Source organism: Pedobacter sp. Leaf250, assembly GCF_920984735.1.
Classification (GTDB): Bacteria; Bacteroidota; Bacteroidia; order Sphingobacteriales; family Sphingobacteriaceae; genus Pedobacter.
The window spans coordinates 47,579-62,765 of the sequence record NZ_CAKLBU010000013.1 but is presented as its reverse complement, the minus strand read 5'-3'; the positions used below and the strand labels follow the sequence as shown (position 1 = coordinate 62,765).

Annotated in this window: 13 protein-coding genes; 6 read left to right on the top strand and 7 right to left on the bottom strand. The window is 36.8% G+C overall.

Annotation, left to right across the window (positions count from 1 at the left end; translation table 11 throughout):
• From LUA91_RS13070 to LUA91_RS13050, 4 genes are all read left to right on the top strand, one after another.
• Window positions 1-879, top strand: coding sequence for a M48 family metallopeptidase (locus LUA91_RS13070; protein WP_231426498.1), 879 nt, complete (start codon window positions 1-3; stop codon window positions 877-879).
• 285 nt (window positions 880-1,164) lie between these two features.
• Window positions 1,165-2,715, top strand: a complete 1,551-nt coding sequence (locus LUA91_RS13060; protein WP_231426497.1) for an Rne/Rng family ribonuclease — start codon at window positions 1,165-1,167, stop codon at window positions 2,713-2,715.
• A 207-nt stretch (window positions 2,716-2,922) separates the two neighbouring features.
• Window positions 2,923-4,299 (top strand): DNA repair protein RadA, encoded by a 1,377-nt coding sequence (radA, locus tag LUA91_RS13055; RefSeq protein WP_231426496.1) that lies wholly within the window; start codon window positions 2,923-2,925, stop codon window positions 4,297-4,299.
• 340 nt (window positions 4,300-4,639) lie between these two features.
• The gene (locus tag LUA91_RS13050; RefSeq protein ID WP_231426495.1) at window positions 4,640-5,104 is read left to right on the top strand and encodes a DUF4920 domain-containing protein; all 465 of its coding nucleotides are present in this window, start codon (window positions 4,640-4,642) and stop codon (window positions 5,102-5,104) included.
• Window positions 5,105-5,192: 88 nt separating this feature from the next.
• Here LUA91_RS13050 and LUA91_RS13045 read toward each other — a convergent pair whose 3' ends face one another.
• The 5 genes from LUA91_RS13045 to LUA91_RS13025 form a co-directional block, all read right to left on the bottom strand.
• Window positions 5,193-6,257: a branched-chain amino acid aminotransferase gene (locus LUA91_RS13045; protein ID WP_231426494.1), complete on the bottom strand. Its 1,065-nt coding sequence runs from the start codon at window positions 6,255-6,257 to the stop codon at window positions 5,193-5,195.
• Window positions 6,258-6,403: 146 nt separating this feature from the next.
• Window positions 6,404-7,369 carry a tryptophan 2,3-dioxygenase family protein gene (locus LUA91_RS13040; protein WP_231426493.1) on the bottom strand — a complete coding sequence of 322 codons (966 nt, stop codon included), beginning with the start codon at window positions 7,367-7,369 and terminating at the stop codon, window positions 6,404-6,406.
• A gap of 13 nt (window positions 7,370-7,382) precedes the next feature.
• Window positions 7,383-7,760, bottom strand: a complete 378-nt coding sequence (crcB, locus tag LUA91_RS13035) for a fluoride efflux transporter CrcB (RefSeq protein ID WP_231426492.1) — start codon at window positions 7,758-7,760, stop codon at window positions 7,383-7,385.
• Window positions 7,761-7,770: 10 nt separating this feature from the next.
• Entirely contained in the window at window positions 7,771-9,072 is a 1,302-nt protein-coding gene (locus tag LUA91_RS13030; RefSeq protein WP_231426491.1) for an HAD-IB family phosphatase, read from the bottom strand.
• Complete coding sequence (locus LUA91_RS13025) at window positions 9,072-10,034, bottom strand: NAD-dependent epimerase/dehydratase family protein (protein ID WP_231426490.1); 963 nt, start codon at window positions 10,032-10,034, stop codon at window positions 9,072-9,074. The genes LUA91_RS13030 and LUA91_RS13025 overlap by 1 nt, the downstream gene beginning before the upstream one ends.
• 71 nt (window positions 10,035-10,105) lie before the next feature.
• On the opposite strand from LUA91_RS13025, the gene LUA91_RS13020 reads away from it, so the two are divergent.
• A complete protein-coding gene (locus tag LUA91_RS13020; RefSeq protein WP_231426489.1) occupies window positions 10,106-11,287 on the top strand; it encodes a formimidoylglutamase in 1,182 nt (393 codons plus the stop codon).
• A 140-nt stretch (window positions 11,288-11,427) separates the two neighbouring features.
• Entirely contained in the window at window positions 11,428-12,573 is a 1,146-nt protein-coding gene (locus LUA91_RS13015) for a TlpA disulfide reductase family protein (protein WP_231426488.1), read from the top strand.
• A 148-nt stretch (window positions 12,574-12,721) separates the two neighbouring features.
• Here the strand turns inward: LUA91_RS13015 and purD are convergent, their stop codons facing one another.
• Both purD and LUA91_RS13005 read right to left on the bottom strand, forming a co-directional pair.
• Complete coding sequence (purD, locus tag LUA91_RS13010; protein WP_231426487.1) at window positions 12,722-13,993, bottom strand: phosphoribosylamine--glycine ligase; 1,272 nt, start codon at window positions 13,991-13,993, stop codon at window positions 12,722-12,724.
• Between the two features lie 214 nt (window positions 13,994-14,207).
• Window positions 14,208-15,089 carry an SDR family oxidoreductase gene (locus LUA91_RS13005; protein ID WP_231426486.1) on the bottom strand — a complete coding sequence of 294 codons (882 nt, stop codon included), beginning with the start codon at window positions 15,087-15,089 and terminating at the stop codon, window positions 14,208-14,210.
• Window positions 15,090-15,187 lie beyond the last annotated feature (98 nt).

The following is a 15,187-nucleotide window of genomic DNA, read 5'->3' as shown; positions in this document are numbered from 1 at the left end:
ATGAATAGCAGCACAAGATCAAAACAAATCATTATTATTGGAGCAGTTTTATTGCTTGTTGCTTTTCTATTTACAAGAGACATAAAAGGTTTAGTAAAACCAACAGAAGAAAATGGCAAAATGCCTGCAACTGGCCAAATGGCTGGAGCAGAAACACCATCAGCTTCATCAGTGTTGAGCCTAGAAACTTCATCTACTGCCGCGAAAAATGTACTGAATAAAAATTTAGCTACAGATATTACAGCATTAGAAAACAGTTACAAAGGATCAAATGGTACTGAAAAAATTGAATTAGCAAAACAGTTGGCTCAGAAATGGGACGATGTAGAGCAAATTACTCCATCAGCACTTTATTTAGAGATAGTTGCGCAAGGCGAACCCACAACAAAAACATGGGTAGCAGCAGGCAATCAATTTATAAAAGCTTTTGAAAGTACACAGGATAGTTTAGCACAACCTGCATTATTACAGAAGGCGAATACATCCTACAAAAATGCATTAGAGAAAGACTCTACAAACATTGAAGCTAAAACTGGCTTAGGTGTAACAATAGTAAACGGCTTAGGCGCACCAATGCAAGGTATTGCAATGCTGCTTGAAGTCGTTGCTAAAGAACCTAAAAATGTTAAAGCAAATATGAATCTAGGTATTTTCTCTATTAAATCAGGTCAGTTCGACAAGGCGATTCCGCGTTTTAATACGGTAATTGCTACTGCTCCAACCCCTGAAGCCTATTTCTATTTAGGGACAGCTTTAGAAAATTTAGGCAGAAACAAAGAAGCAGTGAATGCTTATTTAGACAGCAAAAAATTAGCGGCTAACCCGACTTTATCTTCTTTCATTGATAAAAAAGTGGCCGAACTAAAGAATAAAAATTAATTAACGGATTAATAAAAACATTTAAAACTTAAAACTATGCCAAGCGGTAAAAAAAGAAAAAGACATAAAATGGCTACCCACAAACGTAAAAAACGTTTAAGAAAAAACAGACATAAGAAAAAATAGATTTCTTATTTTGATAAAAGCCCTTTAAACCTCATAGCTAATGTTATGAGGTTTAAAGTATTTATGTATTTTTTTAATCCATTAATAGCGCTATATCAAAGTTTTTTTTCTCGTTTACTATCCATTTGTTAATAGGCGAAAGCCTTAAATCTGTAGCTGTTGGTAAAAGAATTAATTATCAATTCGACTCCTGCCGGAGTTACCATAGCGTTGATTGAAGACAAACAACTTGTTGAGCTTCACAAAGAACAAATCAATAATAACTACGCCGTAGGCGATATTTATTTAGGCCGCATTAAAAAAATTATGCCCGGCCTGAATGCTGCTTTCGTGGATGTTGGTTATGAAAAAGATGCATTTTTGCATTATTTTGATTTGGGCCCTCAGGTGCAATCTTTAATTAAGCTAACGAAGATCAAGCGTAATGGCTCGGTTACAGGCACATTATTAGATAATTTAAAGCTCGAAGCCGATATAAATAAGGCGGGCAAAATTTCTGATGTGCTGGCGAAAAACATGCTCCTACCGGTACAAATTGCTAAAGAACCAATTTCTACTAAAGGACCTCGTTTAAGCTCCGACATTTCGATTGCCGGCAGGTATGTGGTACTGGTGCCATTCTCCAATACCATATCTGTATCAAAAAAAATTAAAAGCAATACCGAACGTAATCGTTTAAAAAAGATTATCGAAAGTATTAAACCTCAAAATTTTGGGGTAATTATCAGAACCGTTTCTGAAGGACGTGGAGTTGCCGAAATGCAAAAAGATCTTTTGGATTTGATTGCAAAATGGGAAAACTTCATTAAGAAAGTACCTTCTACCGAACCTTCAAAAAGAGTTTGGGGCGAAATGGACAGATCATCTACGTTAATTCGTGATATTCTGAATCCTGATTTTACAAACGTTTACGTGAGCACACCCGAGCTGTTCGATGATATCCGTTCTTATGTACACGATATTTCTCCAGAAATGGAAAAGATCGTGAAGCTTTATAAGCAAAAAGAACCCATTTTCGATCATTTTGGAATAGAAAAGCAAATTAAAAATGCTTTTGGCAAAACAGTAAATTTACCGGGTGGCGCCTACTTAGTTGTAGAACATACCGAAGCACTTCACGTAATAGATGTGAACAGTGGAAACCGTACTGCCAGTAAAGAAAACCAAGAGGAAAATGCTTTACAGGTAAACAAAGAGGCGGCGAAAGAAATTGCCCGTCAATTGCGCTTGCGTGATATGGGCGGCATTGTGGTCATCGATTTTATCGATATGCACAAGCCAACAAACCGTAAAATGCTATTCGATTATTTGCGTGAGCTGATGTTATTGGATAGAGCGAAGCACACCATTTTACCTCCAAGTAAATTTGGTTTGGTTCAAATCACCAGACAACGTGTGCGTCCGGAGATGAATATTGTTACGGTAGAAAAATGCCCAGCCTGCGGAGGCACTGGCGAAATTAAAGCGAGTATCGTTTTAATGGATGATATTGAAAATAACCTGAATTATATTTTACGTGAGCAGAATGAAAAAGGTGTGACCCTTTGCGTGCACCCTTACATAGAAGCTTACATAACAAAAGGCATTTTCAACCTTCAGCGTCGTTGGTTCTTCAAATATGGCCAATGGGTGAAGGTGAAATCACAATCATCGTACTACTTAAACGAGTTTCATTTCATCTCATCAAAAGATGAAGAGATAAAATTATAACTCAAAACCTTTTATAAAAAGCCTGGATTTTTAAAATTCAGGCTTTTTTGTTTAAAAGAATTTCCAAACCCAGCAGGTTTAAAAATAGCACAGTTCTCCACAAGGCGAATAAAAACATTAACCCCAAAATAAACCTGCGAGGTTTTTAAAAGAGAAAAGCTAAATTCGTAATCTGATTAAAAAATCGGATCTAAAATTCAAAATCAATTGGCAAAAACAAAAACGGCATACTTCTGTCAAAGCTGTGGCTATGAATCGGCAAAATGGTTGGGTAAATGCCCATCATGTAATCAATGGAATACTTTTGTAGAAGAAATCATTGAGAAAACTGCTACATCGGTTCCAACATGGAAAACAGAAACCAGCACCAGGAAATTAAGTAAACCCAGTAAGGTTGATGATATTCAATCATCGGTCGAGAGAAGAATTTTAACTGGCGATAAAGAACTGGACCGGGTTTTAGGCGGAGGTTTGGTAGAAGGTTCATTGGTGTTAATTGGAGGAGAACCTGGCATAGGCAAATCTACCTTAATGCTCCAGCTGGCATTAAACCTAAAAGGCAAAAAACTGCTTTATATTTCTGGTGAAGAAAGTGAGCAGCAAATCAAAATGCGGGCCGAACGAATTAAAGAAACACCTTCATCAGATTGCTATATTTTAACCGAAACATCAACCCAAAACATCTTCAAGCAAATTGAAATTTTAGAACCTGAAATATTGGTTGTTGATTCCATCCAAACCTTACATTCTTCTCATATTGATTCCACACCAGGAAGTGTATCCCAGGTAAGAGAATGTACTGCCGAATTGTTGCGCTTCGCTAAAGAAACCGGCGTTCCTGTTTTTCTTATAGGCCATATTACAAAAGATGGTGCCATTGCAGGCCCTAAAATACTGGAACACATGGTCGACACGGTTTTGCAGTTTGAAGGCGACAGGCATCACGTGTATCGCATCTTGCGTTCCATTAAAAATCGTTTTGGCGCCGCAGCAGAATTGGGTATTTATGAAATGCAGGGAAGTGGATTGAGAGAAGTTTCTAATCCATCAGAAATTCTTTTATCTCAACGTGATGAAGAATTAACCGGAATCGCTATATCAGCAATGTTAGAAGGTGCCAGACCCATGCTTATCGAAACACAAGCACTGGTAAGTTCTGCCGCTTATGGCACACCGCAAAGGTCTGCAACTGGCTTCGACACTAAGCGAATGAATATGCTACTGGCTGTTTTAGAAAAACGTTGTGGCTTCAGATTAAGTACGCAAGATGTTTTCTTAAATATTGCAGGTGGAATCAGAGTTGAAGATCCTGCGATTGATTTGGCAGTGCTAATTGCCATCATCTCATCGCAGCAGGATATTCCAATTTCTTCAAAAAACTGTTTTGCTGCTGAAGTTGGTTTATCAGGAGAAATTAGAGCAGTAAATAGAATTGAACAACGTATTGCCGAAGCAGATAAATTAGGTTTTGAAACCATTTTCATTTCAAAATATAATCTAAAAGGAATAGACATTTCAAAATACAACATCGAAATTAAAGCGGTAAGTAAAATTGAGGAAGTTTTTGGAATGATTTTCGGTTAAATTTCGCTTTATATCCCGGGGAATATTTTCTACACTTTTCTACAATTAGTTGAATAGATTACCCAGTCCCACATTATAAAAATATTTGGCACACTATTTAAAAATTTATAAAATATTAATAAGCAACATAATAACAACCTAACAATAGGAGTTTGGCATTTTGGTTTAAGATTTGCCTAACGTATTATGTTGTACATCATGGGATGTGATCTATAACAATAGGGATGATTTTCCTCGTTAGTGAGAGCTAGCAAGGATTTTTTTTGTCTTCACTATTTAGAAAAATTTTAAATAACTTTGGATCAGATAAGTAACTGAAACAGATATTAAAATATAAACAATGAAAAAGATCATTTTAAGCCTTGGTTTTTGGCTATTCGCCGCAATAGCATTTGCTCAAACAGCCTATACAGGTCAGAAATTTGGTGAAGAAGTTAAATCTGGTGATGTTAAGCCTGCAGCTAAAATGGAAGCAGCAATGGGCGACAAAAAAACAGTCGACATGAAAATTGAAGGTAAGGTTGTTGATGTTTGCAAGAAAAAAGGGTGTTGGATGACATTGCAAATGCCAAACGGCGACCCAATGCGTGTAACGTTTAAAGATTATGCTTTCTTTATGCCAATGGATATTGTTGGTAAAAACGTTGTTTTAGACGGTATCGCTAAAAAACAAACCATCTCGGTAGAAACTTTACGTCACTATGCTGAAGATGCTAAAAAATCGCCAGAGGAAGTTGCCAAAATTACTGATCCAAAAAAGGAATTGGCTTTCGAAGCTAAAGGTGTAGTAATTTTAGATAAATAAGATTAGATAAAGGAATAAAGATTAGCTCAAAAAAAAATGCCCCATACTTAAAAGAAGTTGAGGCATTTTTTTGTGTTAAATATTTTTTTTACAATACCCAGTTCCAGCCAAATTCATCTGGAGCCAAGCCATAACGGATATCATTTAATTTTTTAGCAATACCGTTAGAGATATTTCTTGTTGAAGGATCTGTCAATTGAAAGGTTTCGCCTTTGTAACCAATAACTCCAACATGCGTAACAGTTGCCGCTGTACCTGCAGCGAAGGCTTCAGTTAAAGTGCCATTCTTAATTCCTTCTACTACTTCGGCAACAGAAACACGACGCTCTTCCACGTCGATACTCGCATCTTTAGCCAATTTGATAATGGTATCACGAGTAACACCGTCCAATACGGTACTGCGAATAGAAGGCGTAACTAATTTTCCATTAATAACGAAAATTAAATTTGCAGTTCCAGCTTCCTCAATATATTCGTGGGTTACTGAATCTGTCCAGATTAACTGGTCAAAACCTTCCTTTTTTGCTTGTTCGAATGGGTATAATGAACGGGCATAATTTCCAGCAGTTTTAGCAAAGCCTACACCACCTTCATCCGCACGGGTAAATTCAGTTTCGATTTTAACCTTCAATGCAGAACTGTAATAAGGACCAGTAGGTGTAGTGAGCAAAGCAAACTTATAAGTATCTGATGCCTTTACGCCTAAATACGGATCGGTAGCAAACATTACAGGGCGAATATACAATGCGTAATCGTTTTGATTTGGCACCCACTTTTCATCTTCATTAATCAAAGCAGCCAATCCCTGCATAAAAATCTCTTCAGGAATTGTTGGCATAGACATTCTAGCGGCAGATTTATTAAAGCGCTCAAAGTTTTTATCAGCACGGAAGACACTAATTTTACCATCAGGTTGGCGATAAGCTTTTAAGCCTTCAAAAATTGCCTGGCCATAATGTAGCGCAGAAATTGCAGGGCTCATTGGAATCGGTCCGTATGGAAGAATCTGTAAATTTTTCCATTCACCATCTTCGTAATCGGCGGTAAACATGTGGTCGGTAAAAACTTTACCGAATGGTAATTGAGAAAAATCAGTAACTGTTAAACGGGTTTGATCAGCATTGGTGATTTTTATATCTAATGTCTCGGTCATATTGTTAAATTTTGAATGATTGAATATTGAATTGATTGAATGATTTCATTGCCAAAAATCCGATCATTTCATCATTCACTACATCAATCATTGTTAATTTGTGCAAATTAGGAAAAAACAAGGTTTTTTAATAGTCTTTTCTGATATTAATCTTTGTTTTTGAGTGTTTTGAGTACACTAAGCACCCAACCCTTACCCCACCCTTCCATTTGTTCTTCGCTCCATAAAAAGGGATAAAAAATTCTTTTTTGAAAACGAGGAGGTAAGTATTTCTGCCAGTTTGTTCCGCCAGTTGCGGCCACATCTACAGGGTCTTTTTCTAAATAACGCACTGCAGATTTGTAGTGCGAAAGTGGCCATTCTACATTTACATATAAATCCAGCTTGCGCAATTCATCTTCAAGAACTGAAACGTCTGCTCCACTGGCCAGTAATCGATGATAAAGTGCAGAGAAATTGGTTAATGATCGATCCTTAGCCAACTGTAAAAATTGAGCTGCATACTTCTTTATAAACTGCTTTAATGTTAAGGTTTGCTTGCCTGATGATAGTTCTGTAGCGCCGAATTTCCAATAAATATGTTCAAATTGTTCTTCGATGGTGGCGCACACTAATGCCTCCCGCTTGCTTTTATCTACTAGGCGAATAAAATCAGTGGCACAAATTTCAATCATTCTGTATTGACCGGATTGAAAACCGCTTGCAGGCAAAAGCGACATCCTGAATTTTAAAAACTGCTCTTTCTCCATACCATCAACCATCACCTCGAAAGATGTGGTTAATGCATTAAAATATGCGTTGATTCTTTTTACCCTTGCAGCAAATAATTCCACAGTTAAATTTTCATGTTCGGCAATTTGCCTGCACTCATGCAATGCCAGCTTAAAATAAAGCTCTGTAATCTGGTGATACATGATGAAAATTTCTTCATCAGGAATCGGTGTTTTAGGACTTTGTAAACTTAATAGAGTATCTAAATGAATATAGTCCCAATAAGTGAGGAAATCGGCATATAATAATCCATCAAGATATGAAGCCATATCCTGACCCATTGCTGTATATTTTTCATGCAGCTGATGAAGTTTGTCTTTTATTTCTGGTGTAAAATCCATGCGAATGTTTGTTTTAGACAAGCTTTAATTTGGAAAGATACATTCCTCCTAAAATACCAGCCACACAAAGTATAAAATTGATTAAAATATTAAACATTGCCATACCCAACTGATTATCCTTGTATAGATTTATGGTTTCTAATGTATAGGTAGAATATGTGCTAAAACCGCCACAAAAGCCCGTAATAATGAAAAGCTTAAGATTATCATTCATATTTGATTTTTGGAGAAAATACCCCAGAAACAATCCCATTACCAAGCAACTTAGCACATTTGATGTTAACGTTGCATATGGAAATTTTGTTACCCAACCTGCATAAAGCTTGGTGACTAAATACCTCGCTAAACTTCCGATTCCACCACCAACAAAAACGATTAATAACTGCTTCATTATCATTTATTTAGTACAGTACCCTGAATTTTATGGTATGCTCAATCTTTTTCAAAGATTTAAATAGCTGTTTATCGTATTCGGCATTAATATCTGTTATGGCATAACCAATCTCAGGGTTAGTCATTAAAAACTGACTTACAATATTGATATCATGCTTTGCGAAAACAGTATTGATTTTAGCCATAATTCCTGGAACATTTCTATGAATATGAATCAATCTGTGCGATTTATCGATTTTAGGCAATTGCAAATTCGGGAAATTGCTGCTTAAATAGGTGGCACCTGTATTCATAAAATCTGCCACACGCTTTGGAATAAAATCAATGTTTCGGGGATTATTTTTTGGATCATCGAAAACCACAATACCCTGTTTGGTGCAAAGATTTAGATCAATTTTACTCTTTGCATTTCCTAGATAACCAATTGTTTTAAGCTTTGCGGCGTTTTTTAATTGCTCTTTATCCATTTTTTCACCATCGGCAAAAACGATTATGCCAACATCTTTAACATATTTTTCTTCGAAAGAAGTTTTATGCCTGATGGATAGCCCATCATTTTTTAATATTGAAAGCGTTAATGGATCCACATCACCAATAACAAGGCAAAGAATTCTGTTTTTTGGATAGGATATTGCTCTGGGCAAATCATTCACATAAAGAAACTCATCAAAACTTGGCGTTACATGATCGGCTTTTGCAACAATGCTTTCTCGGGCAATATTCTCTGTAAAAGCGAAAAACTTATTAATCAATCCACTCTCTCTTAATTGAAAATCAGAATATCCATCTCCAATGCCAAATAGCTCTCCTTCTAATTTTAAATACTGAAGCAGTTTTACTTTTCCACCTTCTTCACTTAAAGGATTAGCATGGTCGTAATCAATAATTTTTCCATCGCCAGTGGTTACAAAAGTATTGGCGTAAATATTTTCTTTTTTAATGTGATATTGACTGACAACTGGCGTAATAAATTCTTTAAATCCACCCGAAACGATAAGTACATCATCAGCATGTTTTTTAAAAAACGCAGCGTTCCGAGAAAATGAGGTAGAAACTTTTTTCTTTAGGTGTTTGATCAGTTGCTTTAAATGATCTTCACTGGCCTCCAACAATTTCACCCTTTGAGCTAAACTTTCTGAAAAAGAAAGCTTGCCTTCCATGGCCAGGTTGGTATAATCTTCAATTTTTTGGAAAATAGCCTCTTTATCTGGGTGGTTCTTCAAAGAGATTCTTGCGAGTTCATCAAGTGCTTCTACCTGGGTAAAAGTGCTATCGAAATCGATAATGTAATACGCTTTTTGTTTGGGCATTATTTTAAGTGTTGGGTAATTTCTTGTATGCTTTGAGCAATGGGTTTAAAAACAATTCCGGTTTGCTCAATTACTTTATTATTATTGTAATAACTTAAAGTTACGCTGCTTTTCGCGGTATCTTTTGTTATTGATGGTTCATTTCGGGTAAATAGCGAAGCAAATTTTAAAGCCCTCCAGGCAAGCCCGAGCATCCAGGATTTTGCTTCCTTAACTGGGGGTTTTACATCAAAACCCAAAGCTATTTCAGTAAATAAATCTTTATAATGAACATCTTCAGAAGATAAGATGTAGCGTTCTCCTGAAACCTCGCTTTCCATTAATGAAATCATGGCTTTAACTACATCTTCTACATCGACGAACCCTGAAGCGCCATCAGTATAAAAAGGAAAGCCATTTTTTACCAATTTAAAAATTGCCCCACTCCCTTCAAACCCTGCGCTTTTACCGATAATAACAGATGGATTTACAATTATCGCATTAAGGCCCTCATTAATTCCACGCCACACTTCCATTTCTCCCTCGTATTTGGAGAGTCCATAGGCGTGTGCTTTGGAATCATATTCCCAAAAATCCTTCTCTGAAATTTTATGGCCTTTTTTCGCGATGCCCAAAGCCGCAATGGAACTTACATGCAACAGTCGGCAATTATTTTCTGCACACAGATTAACAATGTTCGATGTTCCATCAATATTAACATGAAATAGTTGTTTTTTATGCTTTGAATTTAGAGATACGAATGCCGCACAATGATAAACCTTCGTTACATCTTCAAAGGCATCCTCCAAATCAGCGAGCTCATTAATATCGGCTACTACCCATTCGATTAGTGGATTACCAAGAATAATAGAAGGTATTTTTGAATTTTCACGTTTCAGCGCTCGAATGGATAAACCCTTATCGGTTAATTGTTTTATCAATTCAGATCCTAAAAATCCCGTTCCTCCGGTTACCAGTATCATTATATTTTTTTCGAGCTATATGTGGAAATACGCATTCAAAAATAGATATTTGAGCCGAGAGTTTTAAATATATGTCATTAACGGATTTCTTTTCCCCAATTAACCCTGATAGTTTTACACCAAAGCAAGGATTTTTAACAAGCCAGCTGGGTTTAAAAGCACAAATTTTTACTGAATCGTTTCCAGATTTTGAAGATACCACTTACGATTTGGCAATTTTTGGCGTACTTGATGGAAGAGGTGCCGTGAATAATGAAGGTTGTGCGCTAGCGCCAGATTATTTCAGGGAAAAATTTTACAAGCTAAATGAAGGAGCTTTTAGTAGTAAAATTGTCGATCTGGGAAATATAAAACATGGTGCTACCGTTTCCGACACTTATATCGCTATTAAAATGGCGGTATCAGAGTTAATTAAAAAGGACATTATTCCGATTATAATTGGTGGCGGACAAGATTTAACCTATGCGCAGTATTTAGGCTATGAAGATTTGGAGCAGAAAGTAGATTTGGTGATTATCGACAATCAATTTGATATTGGAGATGATGACAATCCAGGTATCGAAACCAAATCAGATTGTTATTTAAATAAGATTTTCCTTCATCAACCCAATTATCTTTTCAATTATAGCAATCTTGGTTATCAAACTTATTTTGTAAATCAGGAGAGTTTAAGTGTGATGGATAAACTTTACTTTGATGTGCACCGCTTAGGAGAATTTGCCCAGGATATTACTTTAACTGAACCGATTATCCGCAATGCGAACATGATCAGTTTTGATTTAGGTGCTATCCGTTCTGCCGATGCCGCAGCAAATGCGAATACCACGCCAAATGGCTTCGATGGTGAAGAAGCCTGCAGAATTGCCCGCTATGCTGGCATGAATGATAAACTAACTTCAATTGGTTTTTACGAATTTAACCCTGCATACGATAATAATGGACAGACCGCATTTTTATTGGCGCAAATGGTTTGGTATTTTGTTGATGGTTTTTATGCCCGCAAAAAGGATTTTCCACTTACACCAAAATCACAATTTATGATTTATAGAACCAGCTTGAAAGATGGTTCGGGCGAAATGGTATTTGTGAAAAGCAAAAAATCAGATCGCTGGTGGATGCAGGTTCCATATCCATCAGGTCAATCAAAAAATGAGCGTTATCATTTGGTGCCTTGCCGGTATGATGACTATCAAACTGCAGTTAATGGCGAAATGCCAGATTTATGGTGGCGAACTTTCCAGAAACTCTCTTAACCAGAATTAGGTTTTAAAATTAACATGAACAGCTTATTTGCTGTAATGAATTTTACTACCAAAAGCGACCATAATTTTACACAAGCAATTGCGTTCTAGTTGTATATATCCCTACTTTTGAAAAACACTTAATCCCATTCATGAAAAAAATATTATTATCTGCACTGGCATTATTGCCGTTAGCAGCTTTGGCACAAAAACCGTTTACACTAAATGGTAACATCAAAGGCTTAAAAACCGGTAATAAAGTATATCTAATTTATCAGGGTGATGGAAACAACATTACCGATTCTACAACAGTTGCAAACGGCGCTTTCTCTTTTAAGGGAACAGTTGCAAACCCCGCTCAAGGAAGCTTATATTTAAATAAAAATCCTTATGTTAACCGCCCTGCCGAAGGTGAAAAATTAGATGGCTTATCTATTTATTTAGAACCAGGCAATATTAATTTAACAGCGACAGATTCATTAAAGAATGCTACAATAGTTGGTTCGCCGGTAAATGATGATGCCAAAAAATTAAAAGCTTTAACTAAACCCGTTAACGATAAGCTAATGGCGATAGATGCAGAATATAGGGCTTTTACGCCAGAGCAGAGAAATGACGAATCGTTAATGAACGGGCTTAGGGCAAAATTTGAAAAAGAATCAGAAGCGTTACCACCACTTTTATTAAATTTTGCACAGAATAATCCGAAATCATACATCAGCTTAAGTGCGATTGGTCAATTGGCTAGCGATCCTGATCAGGCAACTGCGGCTGAAAAAGCATTTACTGCCTTATCTCCGGAGCTGAAAGCAACACCAAATGGAAAACAATTGTCAACAATGTTTGATGCCGGCAGAAAAACTGCTGTTGGTGTAATGGCAATGGATTTTACTCAAACAGATACCGCTGGCAAACCCGTTAAATTATCTGATTTTAAAGGAAAATATGTGCTGGTAGATTTTTGGGCATCATGGTGTGGCCCTTGCCGCCAGGAAAACCCAAATGTAGTTGTGGCTTACAACAAATTTAAAGATAAGGGCTTTACAGTTTTAGGTGTATCGTTAGATAAACCAGGACAAAAAGCAGCTTGGTTAAAAGCTATTCAAGCAGACAAATTAACCTGGACACATGTTTCTGATTTAAAATTCTGGAACAATGAAGTTGCTCAGATGTATGGCATTCGCTCTATACCAGCTAACTTTTTGATAGATCCAACAGGTAAAATCATTGCTAGAGGTTTAAGAGAACAAGCTTTGCAAGATAAACTTCAAGAGTTATTGGGAAGCAAAACAAAGTAAGGCTTTCTGATAAAAATAAAAGCCGCAATTTGCAGATATGATAATCTGAAAATTGCGGCTTTTTTGTTTTGTTATTTTATGAAATATAGAAAACTTTGATCCTAGCTATAACTTACCTGCAATTAATAATAACGGGCTTCGTTTGATACTAAACTAAATCAAAACCGATATCTTCCCTAAAATATTTACCATCAAAGTAAATTCTTCCGGCATCGGCAGTTGCACACTGTAAAGCAGTAAATAAATCTTTTTGTAAACTGGTGATCGCAATTACGCGTCCGCCATTGGTTTTAACTACATCATTATCCAACAAAGTACCTGCATGGAATGCATTTGAATGGCGTAAGTTTTCAATTCCTGATATGGCCTTACCCTTTAAATATTCTCCGGGATAGCCACCAGCAACGATCATTACAGTTGCTGCAGTCTGTTCAGAAATAACCAAATTAACCTGGTTCAATTGTTTATTGGCAGTAGCCATAAATAATTCTACCAAATCGTTTTCAATACGTGGAATAACACTTTCCGTTTCCGGATCGCCCATTCGGGCATTGTATTCGATTACAAAAGGCTCCTCACCTACTTTAATTAGACCAAAGAAAATGAAACCTGTATAATCGATATTATCTTTCTTTAAACCCTCAACCGTTGGTTTAATAATTCGCTCTTCAACTTTTTGCAAAAACTCTGGAGTAGCAAATGGTACAGGGGAAACCGAACCCATTCCGCCAGTATTTAAGCCTGTATCATTTTGTCCAATTCTTTTATAATCTTTGGCCGATGGAAGGGTTACATAATTTTCACCATCGCTTAAAATGAATACTGAAAGTTCGATACCACTTAAAAATTCTTCGATTACCACCGTAGCACCAGCTGCACCAAATTTACCACCTAGCATTAATTTTAATTCTTCCTGCGCCTCAACCGTTTCTGTGCAGATTAAAACGCCCTTACCAGCCGCCAAACCATCAGCTTTTAAAACTACTGGCAAAGCATGCGTTTCTAAATAGGCTAAACCTTCATCTAAAGTATCAGGAGTAAATGATTTTGAGGCCGCTGTCGGGATTCCGTGGCGTTCCATAAATTGTTTGGAAAAATCTTTACTTCCCTCTAAAATTGCACCTTCTTTTTTTGGTCCAATAACCGGAATATGAGCAATTGCTTCATCAGCTAAAAAAAAATCGTGAATACCATTTACCAAAGGTTCTTCAGGCCCAACCACAACCAATTCGATATTTTCAGCAAGAACTACCTTTTTAATGGAATCAAAATCATTTACATTGATGTTGATATTAGTGCCATAAACACCTGTTCCACCGTTTCCTGGTGCAATAATTAATTTATCGCATTGCGAAGACTGGCTCATTTTCCAGGCAAATGCACTTTCTCTGCCGCCTGAACCTAAAAGTAAGATATTCATACGGGCAAAGATAGGATTAGTGTTGGAAAATTGAATATTGAAATGTTGGAAAGTTAATCAGTTGGAAAGTTGGTATTGGGGAAGTTGGTGGGTTGGAGGCTGGGCAAGTTGAAAAGTTTGGTGACTTGGAGAAAAAGTCTCACCCCAACTTTCAACTTTTTACTATTAACTTTTTACTATTAACTTATTACTTTTCACTTTTTAGTTTCAGCTTTTAACTTCCCTTAGCGCTTCTGGTCATTTGCTCCAGCATATCCCACATTTCATTTGGAATTGCCTCTAAGCCGTTCATTTGTCCGGCACCTTGCAACCATTCTCCACCATCTATCGTGATTACTTCACCATTAATGTAACCCGAAAAATCGCTTACTAAAAATGCAGCCAAATTGGCCAATTCCTGGTGATCACCAACTCGCTTTAATGGTACGCGGTTTTTGAAATCGAACTTCTTGGCTAAATCACCTGGCAACAGCCTTTCCCATGCACCTTTTGTAGGGAATGGACCCGGAGCAATGGCATTCATTCTGATTCCGTATTTGCCCCACTCCACCGCTAATGATCTGGTTAAAGCCAAAACACCACCTTTCGCACAAGCCGACGGCACGACATACGCAGAGCCTGTAAATGCGTAAGTTGTAATAATATTTAATACCGTTGCTGCTTGTTTTTGTTTAATCCAATGTTTACCAAAAGTGAGTGTACAGTTTACTGTTCCTTTTAAAACAATATCAATTATTGATGAAAAAGCATTCGCAGATAACCTTTCAGTCGGAGAAATAAAATTGCCAGCAGCGTTGTTTAACAGAACATCAACAGATCCAAACCTCTCCAATGTTTTCACCAGAACATTTTCTACCTGCTCTACTTCTCTCACATCGCAGGCTACAGCCAAAACTTTTCCCCCGGTTTTCTCCTCCATTTCATCTGCTGTTTTTTGCAAAACCTCTTGCTTACGACTGGTAATTACCAAATTAGCCCCAAGTTTCAAAAAATAGATTCCCATTGCTTTACCTAAACCTGTTCCACCTCCGGTAATTACTATGGTTTTACCTTTTAAAGCATCATCTCTAAGCATCGGGGAGTTATAATTGAACATAATATTGTGGTTAGTAGGTTAAATTGTTAATTGGATAATGATAAATCTGAAACTGTTCAGATAAGCAGATGAAACTAGAAACTGCTTATTGATATATG

Bases quoted from the DNA above. Each gene is read 5' to 3' on its own strand.
- LUA91_RS13045 (WP_231426494.1), bottom strand. From the start codon at position 6,257: ATGACCGAGACATTAGATATAAAAATCACCAATGCTGATCAAACCCGT.
- LUA91_RS13040 (WP_231426493.1), bottom strand. From the start codon at position 7,369: ATGGATTTTACACCAGAAATAAAAGACAAACTTCATCAGCTGCATGAA.
- LUA91_RS13070 (WP_231426498.1), top strand. From the start codon at position 1: ATGAATAGCAGCACAAGATCAAAACAAATCATTATTATTGGAGCAGTT.
- LUA91_RS13020 (WP_231426489.1), top strand. From the start codon at position 10,106: ATGTCATTAACGGATTTCTTTTCCCCAATTAACCCTGATAGTTTTACA.
- LUA91_RS13015 (WP_231426488.1), top strand. From the start codon at position 11,428: ATGAAAAAAATATTATTATCTGCACTGGCATTATTGCCGTTAGCAGCT.
- purD (WP_231426487.1), bottom strand. From the start codon at position 13,993: ATGAATATCTTACTTTTAGGTTCAGGCGGCAGAGAAAGTGCATTTGCC.
- LUA91_RS13025 (WP_231426490.1), bottom strand. From the start codon at position 10,034: ATGATACTGGTAACCGGAGGAACGGGATTTTTAGGATCTGAATTGATA.
- crcB (WP_231426492.1), bottom strand. From the start codon at position 7,760: ATGAAGCAGTTATTAATCGTTTTTGTTGGTGGTGGAATCGGAAGTTTA.
- LUA91_RS13030 (WP_231426491.1), bottom strand. From the start codon at position 9,072: ATGCCCAAACAAAAAGCGTATTACATTATCGATTTCGATAGCACTTTT.
- LUA91_RS13050 (WP_231426495.1), top strand. From the start codon at position 4,640: ATGAAAAAGATCATTTTAAGCCTTGGTTTTTGGCTATTCGCCGCAATA.
- LUA91_RS13005 (WP_231426486.1), bottom strand. From the start codon at position 15,089: ATGTTCAATTATAACTCCCCGATGCTTAGAGATGATGCTTTAAAAGGT.